The sequence below is a fragment of the Vagococcus elongatus genome, from assembly GCF_003987645.1.
Lineage (GTDB): Bacteria > Bacillota > Bacilli > Lactobacillales > Vagococcaceae > Vagococcus_A > Vagococcus_A elongatus.
Genome location: NZ_NGKA01000002.1, coordinates 193,189 through 217,277 on the forward strand (window position 1 = coordinate 193,189; position 24,089 = coordinate 217,277).

Sequence of the window (24,089 nt, forward strand, 5' to 3'; positions counted from 1 at the left end):
CAGGGGGTATTGGCTAATGGAAAAGAATAGATATGTTTCAATTGATATCGGAGGAACAGAAATAAAATACGCAAGCATAAAAACATCTGGCGATATAATAACATTAGCTAAGACAAAAACGCCATCGACATTATCAGACTTGCAAAAATTATTAAAAAAAATTATAGAAAAATTCAAGTCTGGACTAAAAGGGATAGTCGTCAGCTGCCCCGGTAAAATAGACAGTGAAGGGACCGTTCACTTTGGTGGCTCTCTCCCATATTTACATAATGTTCCTTTGAAAAAATATCTGACTGATACCTTTCATGTACCTAGTGCGGTAATTAATGATGGCAAATCTGCTGCACTGGCAGAATTTTGGCTTGGAAATTTAAAAAATGTAGCTAATGGTGTGGCTATCGTTTTAGGTACTGGCATAGGTGGAGGGATAATAATAAATGGGCAGTTGTTCCAAGGCAGTCATTTTCAGGCAGGTGAGTTCAGTCTTATAATGTCAAAAAAAAACGAGCCACAAACATTTGAATTCATGGGGAATGAAGGCTCTGCCGTTCAGTTTATTCGTGTGGCTTCTAAGATATTAGATTTGAATGATCTCAACAACGGACCACTCGTATTCGAGAAATTGAAACAAGGAGAAAACGATAAACTAAACTTGTTATTTGAAAATTATTGTTTGATAATTGCTCAATTGATTTGCAATCTTCAAGTGGTATTAGACTTTGAAAGAGTGGTGATAGGTGGTGGAATCAGTGCTCAAAAAATACTAATTGAGGAAATCAATCATCAATATATTAACTTAAGACAAAATAATACTTTTTTTAGTAGAATGATTCCTGATATAGATATATTGCCTTGCAAATTTCAAAACAATGCTAATCTAGTGGGTGCTCTTTACCACTTATTACAAGAAAATTAATTTTCTCAGCATTTACACAGCCTAAGTCTCCTTACGTATTTAGAGAAAACAATAAACTTCAAGTTATTTTAAATATTTAATTTTATTCAATTACACGAGACATATTAAAGAATAATTAAAAACCAAGTTGACTTTTATCATTTAACAAGTTAAGATAGTGAAAACATGAAAAGTAGCACGTTGACGGAAAAAGTAATAGACGAAGCTTTATCACAGAAAATATTCCATTTGCTGAGAGGGATAATATAAAGACAGTCTACGAAAATGGCTCCCGAGTGATACTCACCGACGTTTAAAAACTTAGGCTGAGACGGACTTCCCCGATATCGGAATAAGGTATATCTTTTATTTAAAAGCGTACCTGAAGAGGTTTGTCATGCGAGTGATAAACGAAAAGAAGTGGTAACGTGTAGATTCAACACCTTCTTTGCATTTTATGCAGAGAAGGTGTTTTTTATTTTTAAAAACAGGAGGAGAAACAAATGACGAATGCACCTTTTAGAAACGACATTGTAGGTAGTTTTTTACGACCTGCCGAATTGAAAAAAGCGCGAGAAGAATTCAAGAAAGGCAAACTCAGCCAAGAAGAACTTCAAGCTATCGAAGACAAAGCAATTATCGAATTGATTGAAAAACAAAAAGCCAATGGCCTTCATGCAGTGACCGATGGTGAGTTTCGCCGCAGATGGTGGCACTTAGACTTCATTGCCGGACTGAACGGCATCACCAAGGTATCTCTTGGCGATATCACCATGTTCCAAGGCGTCAAAGCCAAGGATGTTGAAAGTTATTACGTCAGCGACAAACTCAGTTTCAATCCCGAGCATCCTTTTTTGGAACACTTTAAATTTGTGAAAGCACATGCCGGTGATGCCATCGCAAAACAAACTATTCCCGGTCCCTGCTTGATTTATTTTTCAGGCGCTATCATTTCTAAACAGTACGCTGAAAATCCTGTGTACGACAGTTTGGAAGAGTTAGAAAAAGCGTTGATCAAAACCTATCAGGATGCTGTTCAGGCGTTCTATGATGCAGGCTGCCGCTACTTGCAGATTGACGACACCGCATGGAATTCACTGCCCGATCAAAAATATGATGAGTTAATCACATCTTTAGGACACGACCCGAAACAATTACTGCAAAAATTTGGCGATATCACCGAGCAAGCCATTGCCAACAAACCCGAAGACATGGCCATCACCTTCCATACTTGCCGGGGAAATTTCCAATCTTCTTGGTTATATGAAGGAGACTACGATTTAATTGCCAAACGATTATTTGACATCAAACACTTTGACGGCTTTTTCTTGGAATATGATTCCGATCGAGCTGGAGATTTCAAGGCACTTAAAAATTTAAAACAGCAAAAAATCGTTTTAGGATTGATCACTTCTAAAACTCCTGAGCTGGAAAATTTAGATGATTTGATTGCACGGGTCAAAGAAGCAGCAGAGTTCGTACCATTAGAACAGATTTGTGTTTCTCCTCAGTGCGGCTTTGCTTCAACGGAAGAAGGCAATCATCTAACAGAAGAGGAACAATGGGCAAAAGTCAGATTAGTCGAAAAATTAGCACAAGCCATCGATAATTTATAACATAAAAACACAAATTTTTAGGAGGAGAAACACATGAGTGAAGAAAAATATCATTTAGAGACCATCGCAGTGCATCAAAATTTTAGAGGAGACGATAAAAATTCGGTAGCCAGAGGCATCTACCCTTCCACTGCATTTATTTTCGATGACGCAGACCACGGTGCTGACCTCTTTGACTTAAAAGTTCCAGGAAATATTTATACACGACTTACCAATCCCACAAATGATGATTTGGGAAATGTGGTCAGCGACTTGGAAGGCGGTGTGGGCGGTCTGGCAGTTTCTTCAGGAGCCAGCGCGGTGACCGCGACGGTTTTAGCAATCTGCAACACTGGAGATCATATTTTAGCGACCAAAGAATTATATGGCGGGACCTTGGCACTTTTTTCTAATACTCTCAGCCGTTTGGGCATTGAAACAACTTTTGTGGATCAGGATGCCAGTAAAGAAGAACTTGAATCTTTAATTCAGCCAAACACAAAATTGATTTTTGCTGAAGTCATCGGCAACCCGAACATCAACGTGCTGGACTGTGAAAAGTTCTCGCAACTGGCGAAGGAAGCTCACATCCCCTTTGTGGTCGATAATACTTTTTCTCCCCCTGGGATTTTCCAAGCAAAAGAACATGGCGCAGATATCATCGTCCATGCGGCGACAAAATATCTTGGAGGACACGGTAATTCACTGTCAGGTGTTGTAGTAGATTGCGGGACGTTTGACTGGTCTAACGGCAAATTCCCTGCCTATACGACCCCTGATCCAGCGTATCATGGCCTTGTGTATTCAGAAACATTCGGCAATGCTGCCTTCATTTATAAAGTCCGGACGCAAGTCTTGCGGGACACTGGATTAACCGCAAGTCCTTTCAACAGTTATCTGATATTAAATGGTCTGCAAACTCTTAATTTGCGACTGAAACATGTCTCTGAAAATGCTTTGAAGTTAGCCAAGTGGTTAGAGGCACATGAAGAAGTTGAATCTGTCTCCTATCCATTACTTGAAAGTCATAAAGATTACCCACGAGCAGTTGAATACTTTAAAAATGGGGCAGGCGGCATCCTCTCCTTTCAATTAAAAGGAGACTTGGAGAAATCCAAACACTTTATCAACCATTTGAAACTCTGCATCAATGCCGTCAATGTAGGGGACGTTCGAACCATCGTCTCACACCCTGCCAGCACCACTCACAGACAATCTTCTGCCGAAGAACTTGCTGCTGCGGGAATCACAGATAATTTCATCCGTATTTCTGTTGGTTTAGAAAATATTGAGGACCTGATTCAAGACTTGGACCAAGCGATTAGGAGGTAAACACAGTGCCGATTATCGTACCAGAAGATTTGCCAGCTGCTGGCATCCTTCAAGACGAAAATATTATTATTATGAAAGAACTGCGGGCAAAAACTCAGGATATCCGCCCTTTAAAAATTTGTATCTTAAATTTGATGCCGGATAAAATCACCACAGAAACACAACTCCTGAGAAAACTCAGCAACAGTATCATCCAAGTTGATATTACACTATTGACAACGGAAACCTATCAGGCAAAAAACACTGATAAAAGACATCTGAAGAATTTTTATCAACTGTTTTCTGATATTCGCCATAACAAATACGATGCCATGATTATCACCGGCGCCCCTATCGAACATCTAGCATTTGAAGAGGTTGATTATTGGCAGGAATTAACGACGATTTTTGATTGGTGCCAAACGAATGTCTTCACGACTTTATTCATTTGCTGGGCAAGCCAAGCGGCCCTTTATTACTATTACGGTATCGATAAAAAGCCGTTGAAAAATAAATTATTTGGTGTTTTTGAACATCAAAAAAAAGAAGCTCATCATCGCCTATTTCAAGGAATGGGAGACACTTTTTGGGTCCCTCATTCCAGAAATTCTGCCAGCGACAACGAAGCTATCCTGAATCATCCTGATTTAAGAGTTTTAGCCACGTCACCTGAAGCCGGCAATCACCTGTTGAGTAGTAAAAATGATAAGTTTGTCTTTATGGCAGGCCACCCGGAATATGATGCTGACACTCTCGAAAAAGAATATTTAAGAGATTTGCTGCTAGACAATGTGGATCTGCCGAAAAATTACTACCAGAATAATCAAAAAGACCAGCCCATCCTTAATCGTTGGGTAAGTGATGCCAGTTTATTTTATCTCAACTGGTTAAATTACTCCGTTTATCAGGAGACTGATTATTTTTTATAGGAAAGCTTTATTGAGGTGTGTTGAATAATGGTTTAGCAAATTAATTGCGACATTAAATACTGAAAAAATTATTATCGTCCTAGATTAGAGGAGCTGAAATTCTCAGCTTCTCTTTTTTGATGAAATTAATTTTTTATCAGCTTATGATGTTTGGCGTTTTATGAACGGTTTTGGTTGATTCCGGTTGATAAGAACATTTCTATGTGCTAAACTTCCTTTGAAAGGATGAGGAAAATGCTGACAGAAGAACGACAACTGACGATATTAGACCGGTTGGAAATGAACCGTGTGGTAAAAATACAGGAGCTAGTCAAGGCAACACACGCTTCGGAGACAACGGTGCGCAGAGATTTACAGGAATTAGAAAATCAAGGCCTGCTTAAACGTGTCCATGGCGGTGCCATAATTGCAAATAACTTAAACACTGAATTAGATTTGAAAACAAAAGCTGCCATGAATCGACAGGAAAAGTTATCGGTGGCAAAACATGCCGTCAAGAGCATACAACCCGAAGAGGTCATTTATATCGACTCTGGCACAGCTACTTATGAGATGCTGCCTTTCCTCAAAAATAAAAATATTCGTATAGTCACCAACTCAATCGCCCATGCTCATTTTTTAAACTCTCTTTCGATACCGACGACCGTTCTTGGTGGAAGATTAAAGTTGGCTACCAGTGCCATCGTCGGGCAGGAATGTGTGGCTCAAATGAAAAAATATCATTTCAGCAAAGCATTCATCGGTGTCAACGGCATTCATCATCAACATGGCCTCACCACACCCGAAGAAGAGGAAGCTTTTGTCAAAACTGCAGCTATTCAACAATCCGCGCAAGTATTCATTCTAGCCGACCACACAAAATTTGAAAAAGTAACTTTTGTTAAATTTGCAGAATTGACAGACGGGCATCTGCTCACGGACTATTTACCCGGCAAATATAAAAAACTTTATCCAAAAACTATCGTATTAACGGAGGTATGCAAATGATTTATACACTGACTCTTAATCCCTCAATTGATTATGTTTTCACAGCTGACAATGTCCAACTGGGGGCACTCAATCACTCCCGTCACGAATATGCTTTGCCCGGGGGAAAAGGCATCAATGTTTCCCGTATCCTTCACCGATTAGGGTCTTCAACTGTCAATTGGGGCTTTTTAGGCAGTTTCACAGGAGAATTCATTCAAGATGAATTGGAAAAAGAAGGCATACATCATGACTTCACGGTCATTGAAGGAATGACCCGTATCAATCTAAAGATGAAAGGAGAAACCGAAGAAACTGAAATAAACGGTTCTGGTCCATTCATCTCGGAGCAGGATACAAAAAAACTAAAAGATAAATTTCAGCAACTGAAACAAGAGGATCTTGTCATCTTATCCGGCAGTATCCCAAAATGTTTAGGACAAGACTTTTATCTCAAACTGATTCCGCTCATCCAACAGCAAAAGGCAAGTTTTATTATTGATACCTCGGGAGAAAATCTATTAAAAGCTTTGACTTATCAGCCCTTGCTGGTCAAACCAAATAATGATGAATTAGCAGAAATATTTCAAACATCTTTTTCATCTAGCGAGGATATTCTGCCCTATGGAAAAAAACTACTGTCCCTTGGTGCCCAACACGCGCTAGTTTCCCTTGGTGGTAAGGGGGCCTTGCTGTTCACCAAAGAAAAAATCTATCGTTCAAATGTTCCCGATGGAAAATTAGTCAACTCTGTAGGTGCCGGCGACTCCATGATTGCAGGATTCACTCACGCCTTTTTAAAAAGCGGCGACGTCATAGAAGCCTTCAAATTGGGGGTCGCTTGTGGAAGTGCCACTGCTTTTTCAAAAGATTTAGCTTCCATTGACAAGATAAACGAAGTCTACCAGCAAGTCGTTATTGAGGAATATCATTGACAAAAAAATAAAGAAAGTCCTGTCTCCACGGAAAGCATCCAGAAATAATCTGACAAAAAAATCCTGCCTTTCATACTGAAATCAGCATAAGGCAGGATTTTTTTTAGTCCAGTCACACAACCTCAGAGATAAGGATTTGACTGGTCTGTATTTTTTATATTTGTATCAATAACATATAAACTATTGTCCCTAAAGCAATGGACAAAAGCATGTTCCGCCATTTCAGATGAATAAGGACTACGGCGATACCAGCAATAATATCAAAAATGCCTGTGGGGTTGTTGATTACATCCACATGACGATAACAATAAACAACGAGCATAGCAAGAATCGCGCTGGGAAGCAATCTGCCGATTTTCTGAACGATTTTAGGCGTGGGACGATTATCCGGAAATAAAATAAAAGGTAAAAAGCGCGTCATCATGGTACCCAAAATCACCATGCCGATAGTTATGATTTGTTCTGCTAAAGTCATCTAGACGCACCTTCCCTCTGGGACACATGTTCTCTCAATAAAATAATTCCGGCAATGCTTAGTAAAGCGGGAAGCAAAAAATTAGCCTGTCCGAAGATAAGCAAGGAAAGCGCCGATACTCCCAATCCTAAATAAGAACTGAAGTGTTCTTTTTCATTCAGGAAACTTTCCAAAAATAAAACAATAAACAATGCGGTCATCACAAACTCCATCCCGACAAATTCCCCGTCCATAGAGGCTCCCAACAAACTTCCCAGTACCGCCCCGGTCACCCAATAACATTGATTTAATAGCGTCACAAAAAAAAGAAACCACCCCTGATCCACATCTTCAGGAATTTTCGCCGTATAGTTGATCGAAAAAGTTTCGTCACACATACCGAAGATTAAATAATATTTTTTTAATCCTGTCTCTTTAAATTTTTCCAGCATAGAAATGCCATAAAAAAAATGACGAAAGTTGACAACTAACGTCATCAAAAGCACGGTCAACGGCTGGAAAACATCCAATAAAAAGCCGATAGTTAAAAACTCTACCGAACCGGCAAAAATCAAACTGCTCATTAAAAGAGAGTACCACACGTTAAAACCTTGACTATTTGCAAACATGCCATATGAAATCCCTAAAAAAGTAAAGCCGGCAAATATCGGAATCGTTTTGGGAAAAGCGGCTTTAAATGCTTTAATATATTTATTATCCATTCTCCTTCAGCACCTTTGCATAACATTTTAAAGAAAATTCTAACACTAACAAAAAGGAGTTTCAAGTCAAATTGACAGAATTTTCTAATAAATCACGCGAAGCGAACGCTGAGAAAATCATTTGCAGATAGCCTCACAAAACCAGCCAAAATGATAAACAAAAAATTTCCCAACATATTTTTATTATAAGTAGGCGTATAACACAATCATTATAACTAAACTGACAAGAATAGAAAGTGAAATACTAAAGCTTGAAAGCGCTGGGTCCCCTTTTAGTTTCAACGTGTAATTTGAAGCCATGGCACCGATCGGAGAAAATAGCAAAATAATCACTGTTTTCTTGATTTCTGGACTCAAAGGCAGCACGTAAAATGTCAGCAAAGAAAAAATGACCGCGCAAATAAAACGCAACAGCAACACACCTGCCACATTGTTCTTTCCCGCCTTTGTTTGGGGCAGCTGAAACATCAAACCTAACATGAAGGTCGCTATAAACGCATTCGCCTGAGCAATTGGTTGAATCAATTCATAGATGAACGCCGGCAGTTCAATCGCCAGACCATACAGAGCAAGAACGAACAAATACATCATAAAAGGAGCAGAATATAAAAACTTTTTCAATGTATCAGCCAGCGTGGGAGCCTCACTCCCCTCCAGCGGCAAAAGATAGGTTGTGATTGCGTAGGAGCCGCCTGTCAACATCAAGGCATTGCCCAGATCAAAAAAGATGACGGCCATGGCTGACTCCGGACCTAACAATGCCAGAACGACTGGCAACGTGAAACCGCCGATATTATAACCAGATGTATGGAACATATAAAAAGCCCTGTCCTGAGGATTTTTTTTGAACGCAGCAAAGTATCCTACAAACAAAGAAATGAAACTCCCCAAAAATCCGATCAGTATGATGGTCAACAGGGAATGGTCACGCTCAAAATTTTGATATTGATATAAAATAACTATCGGCAACGAAAGTGTCGTAAAAATTTTCATGACTACTTGATAGGCATCCGGGCCAAAGATTCTTGCCCTTTTCATCAAAAAACCCAGAACCATACATAAAATCAAAGACATCGGTCCAACTAAAAACCCCACTTTATTTTCTCCTTTATTTGTATTATTTGATTTTTTATCTATTCATTAACTATTATTATACCATTATTTTTTTTGTTAATTTTTAGAATCTGTTAATTTTCTCTCAAGCAAAACTTCTTCAAAAAAATTTTACATTTCTCAAGCAGTATATTATACTAAAAGTTAGATTAAAATAATTACAATTTAGGAGGAATGTTTTTATGTCACTTATTGGAAAAGAAATTGAGGAATTTTCAACTGAGGCTTATCAAAATGGAGAATTTATTACGGTAACTTCTGAAGATTTTAAAAATCAATGGAGTATCTTGTGTTTTTATCCGGCAGACTTTACATTTGTGTGCCCAACAGAATTAGCAGATTTGCAGGAGCAATATCCTGAATTAAAATCACTGGGTGTAGAAGTTTATTCTTGTTCAACAGACTCTCACTTCACCCATAAAGCATGGCACGATCATTCTGATGCCATCAATACTATCGAATACGCTATGTTAGGCGACACGTCTCATGCGATTTCGAAATTATTTGAAGTGCTTGATGAAGAAACCGGACTAGCACAACGAGGCACTTTCATCATCGATCCCGATGGCGTGGTTCAAAGTGTTGAAATCAACGCGGACGGTATCGGACGAGATGCAACCATCTTGATCGACAAGATAAAAGCTGCCCAATATGTCAGAAAACATCCAGGAGAAGTTTGCCCGGCTAAATGGAAAGAAGGAGAAGAAACACTTTCCACAACCATAGATCTCGTTGGAAAAATCTAGGAGGACGGCTCTTGTTAGACACTAATTTAGTAGAACAATTAAAACAATATCTCGAATTGCTTGAAAGCGACATCGTCATTAACTTAAGCGTTGACGACCAAGCATCATCAAAAGAAATGCTTGCTTTTGTAGAAGAAGTGGCTCAGTTGTCACCAAAAATAACGGTCGCCAAAGTGTCCTTGGAAAGAACACCTAGTTTCAGCATTAACAATTTACAAGAGGATAGCGGGATTACTTTTGCAGGTATCCCCCTTGGTCATGAATTTACTTCATTTGTCTTAGCGCTGCTTCAAGTTGGCGGCAGAAAGCCTAAAATAGAAGAAAATCTCATTGAACAAATCAAAAAAATCAACACACCGTTAAAATTTGAAACTTACGTTAGTCTGACGTGCCATAACTGTCCAGATGTTGTACAAACTCTTAATATTATGAGTGTTTTGAACCCTGCTGTCAGTCACACAATGATCGACGGGAAAATTTTCAGTGAAGAAGTAGAAGAAAAAAACATTTTTGCGGTTCCCACTGTCTACTTGAACGGGGAAGAATTCCATAGCGGCAGAACCTCACTGGAAGAAATCTTGGAAAAGTTAGGAATAAATGAGAATGATGCGTTTTTAAATGAGAAAGAACCTTACGATGTCCTTGTCGTTGGCGGCGGTGTGGCGGGTGCAACCTCTGCTATTTACTCAGCCAGAAAAGGTATCAAAACTGGTATCGTTGCAGAAACTTTTGGCGGTCAAGTGCTTGAAACTGCTGAAATCAGTAATTTCCCTTCTATTTCAGCCATTGAAGGAACAAAATTGATTGGCAATTTGGAACGTCATGTGTTGGACTATGATGTCACTATTATGAAAAACCAACGGGCAACGGCTATCGAGAAAAAAGATTTCGTAGAGGTAACCCTAGCTAACGGTGCTGTCTTAAAAAGTAGAAGTGTCGTCTTATCCACTGGGGCTCGTTGGAGAAATTTAAATATCCCTGGTGAACAAGAATTTAAAAATAAGGGCGTTGCTTATTGCCCTCACTGTGACGGACCATTATTCAAAGATAAACCTGTCGCTGTCGTCGGCGGAGGAAACTCAGGTATCGAGGCTGCCATTGACTTAGCCGGTGTGGCACAGCACGTCACTGTTCTGGAGTTTATGCCTGAACTAAAAGCTGATGAGGTTTTACAAAAAAGGCTGTACTCATTAGATAACGTCACTGTTTTGACCAATGTTGCGACAAAAGAAATATCCGGAAACGCCCACGTAGAAGGTTTATCCTACGTAGAAAATGATACAGGGCAACAGCATACGATTGACGTCAACGGTGTCTTTATCTTGATTGGTTTGATGCCGAACACAGAATGGCTGAAAAATTCAATCGAATTGACAGAACGTGGTGAAATTATCGTAGATGCTCACGGTGCAACAAATATCCCAGGAGTTTTCGCTGCTGGGGACTGCACTGACAGTGCTTATAAACAAATTGTCATCTCCATGGGTTCTGGGGCAACGGCTGCTCTAGGCGCTTTTGATTATTTGATTCGACAATTGTAAAAAAATGCATTTTAGTTAATGTTCGGAAATGCATAATCTGTTACTCAAATTTAAACTATAAAAAATCGGATGATTCCAAACATGATCATTCGATTTTTTTATTTGAATATAATTCTTTTACTATTGAACGTTTGAAAATTTCTGGTCACTTCGACAAAAAAATCTTTTAATCTTTAATGCTTCACAAATCTCACTAATCATTTCCAACACTTCTTCAAATAATTACTCAAGCATAGATATAACTTCAATGTCTGTTCAAACGGTTCCCTATCAATCGATATAACAGCTTTTTATCAGTGAAAATCTTCGAATGTAAAAAATCTTTTTATGTCAAATAGTTTCCTTTTATCTTTATCACTTATGTTCTTATTACCTATTGAACTTATTTAGTAAATATTATATAATATATTTAGTAAACATTTAGGAGGGCATAGCATGACTGTAATAAAGGAATTAAACGCGGGATTTAAAAAGATGTTTGATGCTGAAAGCGACGGAGTTTTTTTTGCACCAGGAAGAATCAACTTGATTGGTGAACATACGGATTACAACGGAGGACATGTTTTCCCAGCGTCCATCACACTAGGTACCTATGGAGTAGCAAGAAAAAGAACAGATAAAACGTTACGCCTCTACTCAGAAAATTTTCCGGAACTTGGTATTTTTGAATTAAATTTAGAAAATCTCGACTACAAAACAGAAGATAATTGGACAAATTACCCTAAAGCAATGTTCAAATTCATTCAAGAGGATGGCTACACTATCGACACCGGAGCCGACATTTATTTTTATGGCACGATTCCTAATGGCGCAGGACTTTCATCTTCTGCTTCCATTGAATTATTGACAGGGGTCATCATCAATGATCTGTTTTCCCTAGATATTCCCATGCTTGACCTGATAAAATACGGAAAAAAAACTGAGAACGACTATATCGGTGTTAATTCAGGTATTATGGATCAGTTTGCCATTGGTATGGGTAAAAAAGATATGGCCATTTTACTAGACACCAACACACTGAACTATGAATTAGTGCCAGCGGTTTTTGGTGATAATGTCATCGTTATCATGAACACAAACAAGCGTCGTGAGCTTGCAGACTCAAAATATAATGAGCGCCGTTCCGAGTGCGAAGAAGCTTTAAAAAGATTACAAAAAGAACTTTCGATCCAATCTTTAGGAGACTTGGATGAAGCAACTTTCGAGGCAAATAAAGGACTGATCAACGATCCTGTTTTAGAGAAAAGAGCACGCCATGCCGTAAGTGAAAATCAGCGCACACTAAAAGCAAAAGCTGCTTTAGAAAAAGGTGATTTAGCTGAGTTTGGCCAGTTGCTGAATGCTTCTCATCACTCTTTGCAGCACGATTATGAAGTCACAGGTATTGAACTGGATACGCTAGTTCATGAAGCACAAAAACAACCGGGCGTATTGGGTGCGCGAATGACTGGCGCAGGTTTTGGCGGTTGTGCCATTGCACTGGTCAACGAAAAAGAGCTGGACCACTTCATTCAGCATGTGGGACAAGCGTATCAAAAAGCTATCGGTTATCCTGCAGATTTTTACAAAGCTAACATTGATGATGGCGCAAAAAAATTATAATCAAATGACTTGAGTAGGAGAAAAAAATGACTATCAGCAACTTAATTAAGCAATTTGTCACCTTTGCCATTGAAGATGGCGGATGGATGACCATGGACCGAATCTATTTGGAAAATCGCATATTAGCTTTGATAGGCGAAGAGGTGCTGGAGGATGAAAAAATCACTTCATCTCCCTCACTCTCTCCACTAGAACTTGTTGACCAACTCGTCGACCAGGGAATTAAGAATAATCCTGCAACTATCCGGGAAATTTTAGAAGGCCAACTAATGGATTTGATGACCCCGCCGCCATCTGTCATCAACGCTTTATTTGCTCAGCACTATGACAAAAACCCGAAAAAAGCGACAGATTATTTCTATTCTTTATCCAAAAAAAATGATTATATTAAAACTCGGGCAATCGCTAAAAATATTGTATTTCATTCTGAAACTGATTATGGTAATTTAGAAATTACGATCAACTTATCAAAACCTGAAAAAGATCCGAAGCAGATCGCCGCAGAACTGACTGCCAAAAAAGTTGATTATCCAAAATGCATGTTGTGCATGGAAAATGAAGGCTATCTCGGCAGAGTTAATTATCCTGCAAGAAGCAATCACCGTATCATCCGTCTAAATCTAGATGGCGAAAGTTGGGGCTTCCAGTACTCTCCTTATGCCTATTATAATGAACATGCGATTTTTCTGGCAGAAGAACATCGCCCGATGAAAATCACTAAAAATTCTTTTGAAAAGTTATTGAGAATCATTGAAGTGTTCCCCCATTATTTTGTTGGTTCCAATGCTGACTTGCCGATCGTTGGCGGTTCGATTTTAAGTCATGATCACTATCAGGGAGGACGACATGAATTTCCTATGGCCAAAGCACCTGTCGAATATCCATTTGACATATTAGGTTTTCCTGATGTAAAAGCCGGAATTGTTAAATGGCCGATGTCTGTAATCCGCCTGCAAGGGAAGGAAATTTCTTCATTGGTTAACAGTGCTGCTTTTATTTCAGAGGCATGGAAGCAATATTCTGATGAGTCTCTGAGTATCAAAGCTTACTCTGCAGATGGGACACCCCACCACACCGTAACACCGATTGCAAGAAAAAATGGGGAGTTTTTCGAGTTGGATATTGTTTTACGAGACAATAATGTTTCGGAAGAGTTTCCTGACGGCATCTTCCATCCCCATCAAGATGTCCATCATATTAAAAAAGAAAATATCGGTCTGATCGAGGTGATGGGTCTGGCTGTCCTTCCTCCTCGTTTAAAAGAAGAATTAACCGAGGTGGAAAAATTCTTACTAGACAAGCCTAATACCATCAAAGACTACCATCATAAGTGGGCTGTCAACATCAAGGAAACTGAAACCTTTAATGAAGAGACTGTCTCAAATGTGGTTCAAAAAGCTGTCGGGAAAGTTTTTCTAAGAGTTTTAGAAGATGCTGGAGTCTTTAAACGAAATCAAACCGGACAGGAAGGTTTTAAAAAGTTTATAAAAACTCTTGCTTAAAGATTCATTTTTTTAGAAAGGAAGACACTATGGCAACCATCAAAGACATTGCAACAAAGGCAGGCGTTTCACCCGCCACCGTTTCCCGAGTGCTGAACTATGACTCAGATTTATCTGTTGGAGAGGAAACCAAAAGACGTATTTTTGAAGTTGCAGAAAGTTTAAACTACACAAAACATCAAAAGAAACAACCTCAAAAGAAATTAGTTTTCAAACTTGTACAATGGTACAACGAACAAGAAGAGCTGGAAGATTTATATTACTTATCCATTCGTCTAGGGATAGAAAAACGGGCAGAAGAACTTGGGATTCAAATCATCAAGGAAAATCTTGAAACACTTTCTGCCGAGAGAGCACACGGCATCATTGCTCTTGGCAAGTTTGATGCCAGTGAAATCAACTTGTTGTCGGAGCATAACGAAAAGATTATTTTTGTTGACTTCAACGGTACTAGTTTTGGTCATACATCTATCGTTGTTGATTTTAATCAAGCGATAACACAAGTGATGGAGACATTTGACCGCAAAGCTTATCAGCGAATCGGAATTATTTCCGGTCAAGAATTCACTAAAACAGAAGGTCAATTTTTACCGGATGTCAGGCTGGCTCTCTTGCAAACAGCTCTGAAAAATAATTCCCTTTACAATGAACAGTGGCATTTGGAATCAGCATTTACTGTCGCAGATGGTTACCGGGTCATGTCAGAATTTTTAAAGCAGGACAAAAAAGACTGGCCGGAAGTTTTCTTTGTGTCCAGTGATGCCATTGCCATTGGAGCTTTAAAAGCTTTGCAGGAAAATAATATTAAGGTCCCAGAAGATATCGGGATACTTGGTTTTAATGACATAAGTACTGCCAAATATGTCAGTCCCCCTCTATCAACAATAAAAGTTCATACTGAGTGGATGGGACGGCAGGCAGTAGACACTATACACTCCTTAGCCTTCGAACAAGAGCCTGCACCAATGAAAATCGAAGTCGGTACTACTTTGATTGAACGAGACTCATTATAAAAAATCTCCCAGCTGCATTTCTGACAATGCAGGCTGGGAGTTATTTTTTATTTAAGTCCAAACAATGGGATGCAAAAAAATAATTTGTTCTCCTCTTATTTTTTTTAATTTTAGATTGACTAACCTTTTGACAGAGTATATACTAGTGATAATGATTATCAATTGCATTGGTCGGGTCTATTTGTGAATTTTTGAGCTTATACAACACAACAAATTGAAAGTCCACCATCTCTAATTGTAACAAAAAAAGGAGTGTTCTATGTGAAAGCGCTTGTTGATGGAGAAGTAAATAAAGAATATGTTTTTGTTGGTTTTTCAAACGAATCATCTAATGAGAAATATTTAGCCGATCTCGGCTTAGTTTATGGTACTTCAATCAGAATCATGTCAGCCATTGAGAATGCCCAGATGGTTATTTATTTCCAGAATAACCGCTTGGGAATTGATCATAATGTGGCAAAAGGCATCATGATCGAAGAAAAAGAGTCTGTTGGAACTCATGATCTGATCACATTAAATGAACTAAATGCTGGTGAAACCGGAATTATTAAAAATATTATTGGTCAAAATGCTATCAGACGTCGGTTAATGGATATGGGCATGACAAAAGGTACTCCTGTCAAATTAATCAAAGTGGCGCCATTAGGGGACCCAATAGAATTAAAAATCCGCGGGTACCAGTTATCTCTGAGAAAATCCGAAGCTGAGTTAATTTTTATTGAGAGAGGTTAAAATGATGACGACAACACTACAAATCGCACTGGCGGGAAACCCAAATAGTGGAAAAACAAGTTTATTTAACGAAATTACCGGAACGAATCAACGGGTAGGGAATTGGCCGGGGGTAACGATTGAAAAAAAATCTGGCAAGCTAACGAAGTACCCGAATGTTGAGTTGCAAGATTTACCGGGGATTTACTCTCTGTCTCCCTATTCACCTGAGGAATTGGTGGCAAGAAACTATCTCATCGACGATGCACCGGACTTGATTCTCAACTTGATTGATGGAACAAATATTGAACGTAACTTATATTTGACCACACAATTGTTAGAATTAGGAGTCCCTGTCATCATCGGTATCAACATGATGGACGTGGTTGAGAAAAACAAACAAACCATCGACATAAAATTACTGTCTGAGATGCTCTATGCCCCCATTGTAGGGCTCAGCGTCACTAAGAAAAAAAATATTGACGAGTTGATGAAACGCAGTTTGCATACACATGCCACAAGCGAAGGGCAAGGGCAAAATCATATCAGATATGATAAACGGTTAGAAGTTGCTTTAGAAGAAATTGCCGACGTTATCGAAGCTAATACACCTGAAAACAGACGCCGCTGGTTTAGCATTAAATTATTCGAACGGGATGAAGAAATCAGGAACGAATTGCATTTGACCAAAGAGCAACAAATAGAAATCAATGAAATTATTGCCATTACTGAAAAAATTTTTCAGACTGACAGTACGTCGATTATGATCAATGAACGCTATGATTTTATTACGCGACTAGTTGAAAAAGCGGTAACCAATAAATCCAATTTTGAATTATCCCTCAGTGATAAAATCGATCATGTGGTCACTCACAGAATTTGGGCATTACCGATTTTTGCTTTAGTGATGTGGATGGTGTACTACCTGTCCATTCAAACTGTAGGCACCATGGCAACCGATTGGGTAAATGACGTTCTTTTTGGCGAAGTTATACCAAAGATTGCCACAAGCTGGCTGGCCGCTGCCAATGTGGCACCTTGGCTTGAAGGGTTAATATTGGAAGGGATTATCGCAGGGGTAGGGGCGGTCCTTGGGTTCTTGCCGCAGATGATTGTTTTATTCCTGTGTCTAGCGCTGTTGGAAGATTGCGGATATATGGCCCGTATCGCTTTTGTGATGGATAGATTATTTAGAAGATTCGGCTTATCCGGAAAATCTTTTATTCCCATGCTGATTTCGACTGGCTGCGGCGTCCCCGGTGTTATGGCGTGTCGGACCATTGAAAATGAAAAAGAACGAAAAATGACCATAATGACGACGACTTTTATGCCGTGTTCAGCCAAAATGCCTGTGATTGCCTTGATTGCCGGAGCGTTTTTCCCCCATAGCAGCTGGGTAGCTCCCGCAGCCTATTTCGTCGGGATTGGAGCGATTATCCTATCAGGTATCGCTTTAAAGAAAACAAAGCTTTTTGCTGGCGAGGCTTCTCCATTTATCATGGAATTACCAGCTTATCATTTCCCACATTTAAAAAATGTTTTCTTCCAGACATACGAGCGAGGCAAATCTTTTGTCATTGGAGCTGGCACTATCATTTTCACTACATGTGTGTTACTCTGGTTCATGGCTTCCTTTAATTTTAAAGGACAAATGGTGGCGACAGATAAAAGTATTTTAGCTGCCTTGGGAAATTCGGTGGCATTTATTTTTGCACCACTAGGTTTTGGCACTTGGCGTGCGGTAGTAGCAACGGTCACCGGATTGATTGCTAAAGAAAATGTGGTAGCTACCTTCGGGGTACTGTACGCTCATGCTGGTGAAGTTTCTGAAAATGGAACAGAAATATGGGGAGCATTGAGAGCTTCCATGGCACCTATTGCCGGCTTTTCGTTCTTACTGTTTAATTTGCTGTGTGCGCCTTGCTTTGCGGCTATTGGTGCAATCAAACGAGAAATGGCTGACTTTAGATGGACGATTTTTGCCATTGCCTATCAATGTGCCTTGGCCTACGGGGTCAGCTTTATAACTTACCAATTAGGCAGTGTCCTTCTAGGCGAACAAGATTTCAACATTGGCACTGTATTAGCTATGACACTGATTGTTATCGTCACATATTTCTTTATTCGCAAGCCAGCAAACAAACGTAAACCGGAATCAGCCGCCATCCAGATTTTGTAGAGAGGGGTTAGGAAAATGTGGGCAACAATTGCTATTGCTTTATTGATTTTTGGATATATCGGAGTGATTATTTACCGCAGAGTCACCAAAAAAAGCAGCGGTTGCGGCTGCAGTGAAAGTGACTGCCCTATCAAAAGTCATTCCTCAGATACCCAATAACAGTTGTCATTGACAAAGCATCCTAAATTAAAACAGGATGCTTTTTATTTTATTGATATTATGGATAGTGCCATTCCATCTATGGGGTTTCCAATTATCTGATGAATTTATTTGGTACATTTTTCTCTATTTCTTCATTTCAAGTTTCATATTGATATCTTTGGCAAGTTTTTTATTACTGAATTTTGAATACAGATAAAAGCCCACGATGTGTCCAATCAATGTCGTGACAAGAATGTATGGGGTATAAGCGATAAGTCTTGAAAACATTTCTGATGAGAATAAATAAACACTGCCAAACCCTGCTAAGACATTTATAACCGTTGAAATGATTATGTTAGTACTTGCTTTAAATATTGAATACTCCCATAAATAAGTGTAAATCACTCCAAAGATTATTGCTAAAATCAACGCTATTCCTATCAAGCGCCATAGAAAAATTAAAGTTATATTTTTGGGGGTAATAAATACAGTAATTAGTATGATAAGCCATATAAGCGTCCCGCCAAAAGCTTGAGTAAAATTGTTTCTTAGATGTTTGAACATGAAAGCTCCTCCTTAATTTTTTTCGCATAATGCCTGCTGACAATATATGATCGATTATCAACTGTCGATACTTCTAATCTAGCATTTTCTATGACTTGAAATGATTGAACATCCGCAAGATTAACCATCACTGAGTTGTTCACTCTAAACAACCCATATTGATTGAGATAGTCGAGTTCTTTAAGTCTTTTCTGGATAAAATATTCTTGTTTTTCATTTGATACTCTTACAATAGATGATTGCGTATAAGATTCAATCGAAGAAATTCTATTAATCTCTACTTTGACAATTCTATTGTTTAACGGATTGATTAGCGGTAAAACTTGACTCTTTTCAATTTTCAATAAGATACTCTCAACTTCTTTTTTGTTTTTTAGGTTTGCATGGATATGCAATTCATTTAGCGGCATATCATTTTCCCAACTTGTTTTAATAATCATTACTTCCTCCTTCCAACTTCATCATAGTTTCCCACTCAGAAAGAAGCAACAAAATATGAATTTGTTGCATAATTTCACTACTTTGTTGCACAAAATTATTTTTTACTATCAAGGTAAAAAATATAGGTCATCTGCAATTGCAATTCAAATTGAATCATGAGGACTTTTACTATAAATTTTACACTCATTTAATGCTCGACTAAGTATGATCTTGGATATTGACAATTTGAACAGGTACCTGTAGAATAACTTTTAACAGGTACCGTTAAAAGGAGGAAAACATATGTCACAAGAATCAAATCTTATTGAAAAAATTTCCCATCTATACTGGCTTCTTCATAAACAACAGCGCAGAGCAGCTCACCACGGCGAAGGACCGATGGCGGATACTTCCAGCGGGCAAGGAAGAATTTTAGCATTTTTAAAAATCAAAGATGGCATCAGCACAAAAGAATTATCTTACTTGTTAGGTATCAGAGTGTCATCATTGAATGAACTATTGGCAAAACTTGAAAAAAGCGGTTATCTTTATCGCGAGCCTTCAGAGCAAGATAAACGCGTCATGCTGATCAAGTTGACTGAAAAAGGAAAATCGGAAGAAAAACCGCCAGCTGACAGACCGGACGTTTTTGCTTCCCTTTCCGTGGAGGAACAAGCCTCTTTTGATGACTATTTAGATCGTATTATTTTAACCATGGAAGAAAACATGACCATGAATTGCTCAAAATCAAATAATCACGAAAAAATTCAACATTTTAGAAAACACAGGGGCAACAAGGAATTCCATAAATTTCACCGAAGAGGTCATGGACATGGTGAAAAGGAGCATAAGTGCTGTAAAGAAGAATCAAAAGCAAGTAAAGAACATCAATGTAAAAATCACTCTCATCACGATCATGGTCATGCACATGGACATGGACATGGGCACGGAGAAGGAAAGTGCTGTCACGATGAATAGCACTCAGCACATTTTTTAACATAAAACGGCCTCGTTTTTTAGAACGAAGCCGTTTTATTATTTAGTTGAATAGCCCAACGGCGTGTTTTCATTTTCATGCACCACTTCACGAAAATCCAACAAGCCTATTTCTAACCCTCTGACTAAAACTTCTGCCGTACCAATATTCGTAGCCAATGGAATTTCATAGACATCACATAAACGTATAAGTGCAGTCACATCAGGCTCATGAGGTTGCGCAGCTAGGGGATCTCTAAGAAAAATCACTAAATCCATCTTATCGTCCGAGATCATGGCACCGATTTGCTGGTCCCCACCCAACGGACCAGATTTAAAACAATGGACAGCTAGTCCTGTATTTTTATGGATCAATAAACCTGTCGTACCTGTGGCGAACAATTCATGTTTTTCAAAAATATGTTTATACGCCTCTGCTAATTTCATCATCAATTCTTTTTTCCGATCATGAGCAATTAAAGCTATCTTCATCTTCTTACTCCTTTTCGTCATACTATCATTCCCTGCTTTCTTTGTGGCATAATTTTTTTATTTTTTCCTTTTAACAAAGTATAAAATAAACTGTCATCAACAACTATTTCAATCAAAAATAATAATAACTCAAGCTGACAAAGACTATCAAAAACAACAATCCCGGCAAGTAGTTTGAGACGCGTATTTTAACGATTCCCAGGATATTAAAACCGATGGCTAAAATCATTAGTCCTCCGATGGCGCTGATTTCTGTCATTAAAGTCTCCAACAATTCAGCCGGGATATAACTCATTAAAAAACTAGAAAAAATAGTTATCAAGCCCTGGTAGATTAAAACCGGCACTGCTGAAAACATGACACCCACACCTAGGGATGCTGTAAGCATCGTTGCCATAAAACCATCCATCACTGACTTTGTAAACAAAATCTGATGATTATTGGAGACACCACTTTCAATAGCACCAATGATAGCCATGGAGCCAATCAAAAAAATCAATGTTGCTGTGACGAATCCTTCAGCAAAATTACTGCCCGGCTTGGCAAAACGCTTTTCTAAAAAAAGTCCCAGACGTTTCATCTGATCTTCTATCCCAAAAAATTCGCCCACCATGGCACCTAGACACAAACTGATTAGAATCAATATAAAGGATTCGTTTTTAATCGCCATTTGAATCCCCAAAGCAATAACGCCTAGACCGATTCCTCTGGTAACAGTTTCCTGTGTCTCTTTCTTCATATTTTGTAAAAACGCCCCTGCTAAACTGCCTACGATAATCGCGCCGCCATTTACTATCGTTCCTAACAAAATCATGAAACGCCTCCCAACAACTTTTCGTTTTTAAATATTTCATAGCATAAAAATCATATTTTTAAAATCGACACTTCACAGCCATTTCAAACACGTATTCTTAATCTTATTTTCATGGCAAGCCGATCAATAAGAATAAATAAATAATAATAACGAATAAATAGGATAAGACCGAGAAAATCAAGCCGGAAGTCGCAAATTTTTCATCCACCTGATAGCCTCTTGCTAAAATCGGAATCGAATTTTGAACCGGCATCGCTGACTGGATGATGAAGACTTTTAACATCAGGCTTGGAACTGGAAAAATAAAGGATAGACCGTAAACGACTAGAGGAGAAATCACATAACGCCCAAGCAGCACTCCGAAGACATCTTTATCAATCTTTAGATGTCTCACCCCTGTTTGATAAACAATAATTCCGATAACAAAAAGCGACAGCGGCGTTGTCAGATTTCCTAAGTGACGGCTAAAGTCAATCATTGGTTTAAACAATGGCAGTTCTAACAAAAGCCATAACAAGCCAATGATAAATCCCATCAATGCCGGCGAAAATAACTTTTTCAATAAGACCAGCAAATTGACGGATTGATGTTGAAATTTCCGCTCCGGATGATCGCTAGCCATCAGCATCAAACCTAAAGTAAAAAAGAATGTGGTGTTGCACATATAATAAAGCAACGCGTAAGGGATGGCCTTTTCACCAAACACAGCCACTGTAACAGGCAGTCCCATAAAAATAGTGTTGGCTGCCGTAAACATCGTTTGGAACGTCCCTTTGCGTGTGTCGGGCACACGGGTAATCTTTGCATATAGCCAGCTGATCCCAAAGGTGACAATAATTGAAGTTGCCGGCAAAACCAGTCCCTTAAAAAGCGAAAGAAATTCTTCTTTAGAAAATTTTTGAGTCATATTTAAAAACATATTCAATGGTAACGCTAGGTTTAGGACTATCTTCGAAAAAACGTCTGCTATATGATTATCAAACCACTGCTTCCACGACAAAATATAGCCGACCAAAATCATTAAAAAAATAACTAAAATATTTAAATATGCTTCGAGCAAACAATCCCCTCCAATTTGAAACGTTTTGCCATTCTCTTTATTTTAACACGATAAACGTAATTTTGAAGATGATTCTCCAGTAAAATAATTATATCTTCTCTCCACTTGAAACAAAAAAGCTGACAAAAAATCTTTGTCAGCTTTTTCAACATAAATTTATTTTATTTTAACGAAGCAACGAAAAATATCTTCGCCTTGCTTATTCTTCCTCTAACTCCAAAGACAAATCTTCTTCCACCACTGTCGAGCCGTCGCCTATGCCATACTCATCTCGCACCAGACGATAAACTTCATCCATGATTTCAGGGTTGTCCAACAGGAATTGCTTAGAATTTTCTCGCCCCTGTCCCATTCGCTCTTCTTTGTAGGAGTACCAAGCACCACTTTTATCTATGATGTCTTTTTCAACAGCCATATCAAGAAGCTCGCCTACTTTGGATATCCCCAAACCATACATAATATCCACTTCCACTTGTTTGAACGGAGGTGCAACTTTATTTTTTACGACCTTGATTCTTGTACGGTTTCCCACTACTTCTGTACCATTTTTTATTTGTTCAGCACGTCGGACTTCCAAACGAACGGAAGCGTAAAATTTTAATGCACGGCCTCCCGGAGTTGTCTCTGGATTTCCGAACATCACACCTATTTTTTCACGTATCTGATTAATGAAGATAGCAATTGTTTTCGTTTTGTTGATGGAGCCGGATAGTTTGCGCAGAGCCTGTGACATCAAACGGGCTTGCAATCCCATGTGGCTATCGCCCATTTCTCCGTCGATTTCAGCTCGCGGTACCAACGCCGCCACCGAGTCGATTACTACCATATCAATGGCACCACTGGACACCAAGGCATCAGCAATCTCTAAGCCCTGCTCCCCTGTGTCTGGCTGAGATAAAAGCAGTTCATTGATATCTACGCCTAGTCTTGCCGCATAGGCCGGATCCAACGCATGTTCTGCATCAATAAATGCAGCTGTTCCCCCAGCCTTTTGAATTTCTGCAATCGCATGAAGTGCCACCGTCGTTTTACCGGAACTTTCCGGGCCGTAGACTTCAACGATACGTCCGCGCGGATATCCGCCGACTCCTAAAGCCACATCCAAGGCAATCGAACCGCTGGAAACAGTAGAAATCTGTGTGTCGATCTTCTCACCCAGTTTCATGACGGAACCTTTACCAAAGTTTTTTTCTATTTTCTTTAACGCAGCATCTAAAGCCACTTTACGATCATCTGACAATTTATGATCCTCCTCTTTCTATTTCCTAAGATGTTTTTTGATTGTCCAATCTTCCGGCTTTTTAGTTTCCTAATAATGGCGGAAACTGCCAGCCTATGATTTCAAAACTAAACATCATGTTTCGGCTAATTGAAGTATATGTCTATCATACTTTTTTCTTTTTGAAAAA

The 24,089-nt window shown here is 38.9% G+C and carries 24 protein-coding genes; 15 read left to right on the forward strand and 9 right to left on the reverse strand.

Annotated elements, in window-relative coordinates:
* Positions 1-16: 16 nt before the first annotated feature.
* The 6 genes from CBF29_RS02265 (at position 17) to pfkB (ending at position 6,631) form a co-directional block, all read left to right on the forward strand.
* Positions 17-916 carry an ROK family protein gene (locus CBF29_RS02265; protein ID WP_126806849.1) on the forward strand — a complete coding sequence of 300 codons (900 nt, stop codon included), beginning with the start codon at positions 17-19 and terminating at the stop codon, positions 914-916.
* A gap of 482 nt (positions 917-1,398) precedes the next feature.
* Positions 1,399-2,511, forward strand: coding sequence for a 5-methyltetrahydropteroyltriglutamate--homocysteine S-methyltransferase (locus tag CBF29_RS02270; protein WP_126806851.1), 1,113 nt, complete (start codon positions 1,399-1,401; stop codon positions 2,509-2,511).
* A gap of 33 nt (positions 2,512-2,544) precedes the next feature.
* Entirely contained in the window at positions 2,545-3,822 is a 1,278-nt protein-coding gene (locus tag CBF29_RS02275; RefSeq protein ID WP_126806853.1) for an O-acetylhomoserine aminocarboxypropyltransferase/cysteine synthase family protein, read from the forward strand.
* Positions 3,823-3,827: 5 nt separating this feature from the next.
* Positions 3,828-4,730 (forward strand): homoserine O-succinyltransferase, encoded by a 903-nt coding sequence (locus CBF29_RS02280; protein WP_126806855.1) that lies wholly within the window; start codon positions 3,828-3,830, stop codon positions 4,728-4,730.
* Between the two features lie 234 nt (positions 4,731-4,964).
* Positions 4,965-5,717 (forward strand): DeoR/GlpR family DNA-binding transcription regulator, encoded by a 753-nt coding sequence (locus CBF29_RS02285; protein WP_170169964.1) that lies wholly within the window; start codon positions 4,965-4,967, stop codon positions 5,715-5,717.
* Positions 5,714-6,631 carry a 1-phosphofructokinase gene (pfkB, locus tag CBF29_RS02290; protein ID WP_126806860.1) on the forward strand — a complete coding sequence of 306 codons (918 nt, stop codon included), beginning with the start codon at positions 5,714-5,716 and terminating at the stop codon, positions 6,629-6,631. Before CBF29_RS02285 ends, pfkB begins: the two co-directional genes overlap by 4 nt.
* 154 nt (positions 6,632-6,785) lie before the next feature.
* Here pfkB and CBF29_RS02295 read toward each other — a convergent pair whose 3' ends face one another.
* The 3 genes from CBF29_RS02295 to CBF29_RS02305 form a co-directional block, all read right to left on the reverse strand.
* Positions 6,786-7,106, reverse strand: a complete 321-nt coding sequence (locus CBF29_RS02295) for a branched-chain amino acid transporter permease (protein WP_126806862.1) — start codon at positions 7,104-7,106, stop codon at positions 6,786-6,788.
* A complete protein-coding gene (locus CBF29_RS02300; RefSeq protein ID WP_126806865.1) occupies positions 7,103-7,807 on the reverse strand; it encodes an AzlC family ABC transporter permease in 705 nt (234 codons plus the stop codon). Before CBF29_RS02300 ends, CBF29_RS02295 begins: the two co-directional genes overlap by 4 nt.
* Positions 7,808-7,990: 183 nt before the next feature.
* On the reverse strand, positions 7,991-8,902 hold the full coding sequence (locus CBF29_RS02305) for an AEC family transporter (RefSeq protein ID WP_126806867.1): 912 nt from the start codon (positions 8,900-8,902) through the stop codon (positions 7,991-7,993).
* Positions 8,903-9,102: 200 nt separating this feature from the next.
* On the opposite strand from CBF29_RS02305, the gene ahpC reads away from it, so the two are divergent.
* From ahpC to CBF29_RS02345, 8 genes are all read left to right on the forward strand, one after another.
* Positions 9,103-9,666 carry an alkyl hydroperoxide reductase subunit C gene (gene ahpC, locus CBF29_RS02310; protein ID WP_126806869.1) on the forward strand — a complete coding sequence of 188 codons (564 nt, stop codon included), beginning with the start codon at positions 9,103-9,105 and terminating at the stop codon, positions 9,664-9,666.
* Between the two features lie 11 nt (positions 9,667-9,677).
* Positions 9,678-11,207: an alkyl hydroperoxide reductase subunit F gene (ahpF, locus tag CBF29_RS02315; protein ID WP_245987229.1), complete on the forward strand. Its 1,530-nt coding sequence runs from the start codon at positions 9,678-9,680 to the stop codon at positions 11,205-11,207.
* Positions 11,208-11,642: 435 nt separating this feature from the next.
* Positions 11,643-12,809 (forward strand): galactokinase, encoded by a 1,167-nt coding sequence (locus CBF29_RS02320; protein WP_126806873.1) that lies wholly within the window; start codon positions 11,643-11,645, stop codon positions 12,807-12,809.
* A 26-nt stretch (positions 12,810-12,835) separates the two neighbouring features.
* The gene (gene galT / locus CBF29_RS02325) at positions 12,836-14,311 is read left to right on the forward strand and encodes a UDP-glucose--hexose-1-phosphate uridylyltransferase (RefSeq protein ID WP_126806875.1); all 1,476 of its coding nucleotides are present in this window, start codon (positions 12,836-12,838) and stop codon (positions 14,309-14,311) included.
* A 29-nt stretch (positions 14,312-14,340) separates the two neighbouring features.
* On the forward strand, positions 14,341-15,324 hold the full coding sequence (locus CBF29_RS02330; protein WP_126806877.1) for a LacI family DNA-binding transcriptional regulator: 984 nt from the start codon (positions 14,341-14,343) through the stop codon (positions 15,322-15,324).
* Positions 15,325-15,585: 261 nt separating this feature from the next.
* Positions 15,586-16,056 carry a FeoA family protein gene (locus CBF29_RS02335; protein ID WP_126806879.1) on the forward strand — a complete coding sequence of 157 codons (471 nt, stop codon included), beginning with the start codon at positions 15,586-15,588 and terminating at the stop codon, positions 16,054-16,056.
* Positions 16,057-16,060: 4 nt separating this feature from the next.
* Positions 16,061-18,214: a ferrous iron transport protein B gene (feoB, locus tag CBF29_RS02340; protein ID WP_126806881.1), complete on the forward strand. Its 2,154-nt coding sequence runs from the start codon at positions 16,061-16,063 to the stop codon at positions 18,212-18,214.
* A gap of 15 nt (positions 18,215-18,229) precedes the next feature.
* A complete protein-coding gene (locus CBF29_RS02345; protein ID WP_126806883.1) occupies positions 18,230-18,373 on the forward strand; it encodes a FeoB-associated Cys-rich membrane protein in 144 nt (47 codons plus the stop codon).
* Between the two features lie 126 nt (positions 18,374-18,499).
* On the opposite strand, the gene CBF29_RS02350 is transcribed toward CBF29_RS02345, so the two are convergent.
* Together CBF29_RS02350 and CBF29_RS02355 are read right to left on the reverse strand one after the other, a co-directional pair.
* On the reverse strand, positions 18,500-18,919 hold the full coding sequence (locus CBF29_RS02350; protein ID WP_126806886.1) for a hypothetical protein: 420 nt from the start codon (positions 18,917-18,919) through the stop codon (positions 18,500-18,502).
* On the reverse strand, positions 18,904-19,359 hold the full coding sequence (locus CBF29_RS02355; RefSeq protein WP_126806889.1) for a LytTR family DNA-binding domain-containing protein: 456 nt from the start codon (positions 19,357-19,359) through the stop codon (positions 18,904-18,906). Before CBF29_RS02355 ends, CBF29_RS02350 begins: the two co-directional genes overlap by 16 nt.
* A 283-nt stretch (positions 19,360-19,642) precedes the next feature.
* Here CBF29_RS02355 and CBF29_RS02360 point away from each other — a divergent pair, with 283 nt between their 5' ends.
* Positions 19,643-20,317 carry a MarR family winged helix-turn-helix transcriptional regulator gene (locus CBF29_RS02360; RefSeq protein ID WP_126806891.1) on the forward strand — a complete coding sequence of 225 codons (675 nt, stop codon included), beginning with the start codon at positions 19,643-19,645 and terminating at the stop codon, positions 20,315-20,317.
* Positions 20,318-20,374: 57 nt separating this feature from the next.
* Here CBF29_RS02360 and mgsA read toward each other — a convergent pair whose 3' ends face one another.
* The 4 genes from mgsA to recA all read right to left on the reverse strand — a co-directional run bounded on the left by mgsA (position 20,375) and on the right by recA (position 23,920).
* Positions 20,375-20,806, reverse strand: coding sequence for a methylglyoxal synthase (mgsA, locus tag CBF29_RS02365; RefSeq protein WP_126806894.1), 432 nt, complete (start codon positions 20,804-20,806; stop codon positions 20,375-20,377).
* A 112-nt stretch (positions 20,807-20,918) separates the two neighbouring features.
* Complete coding sequence (locus tag CBF29_RS02370; protein WP_126806896.1) at positions 20,919-21,620, reverse strand: DUF554 domain-containing protein; 702 nt, start codon at positions 21,618-21,620, stop codon at positions 20,919-20,921.
* 109 nt (positions 21,621-21,729) lie between these two features.
* Entirely contained in the window at positions 21,730-22,680 is a 951-nt protein-coding gene (locus tag CBF29_RS02375; RefSeq protein ID WP_126806904.1) for an AEC family transporter, read from the reverse strand.
* 199 nt (positions 22,681-22,879) lie between these two features.
* On the reverse strand, positions 22,880-23,920 hold the full coding sequence (gene recA, locus CBF29_RS02380; RefSeq protein WP_126806906.1) for a recombinase RecA: 1,041 nt from the start codon (positions 23,918-23,920) through the stop codon (positions 22,880-22,882).
* Positions 23,921-24,089: the final 169 nt, after the last annotated feature.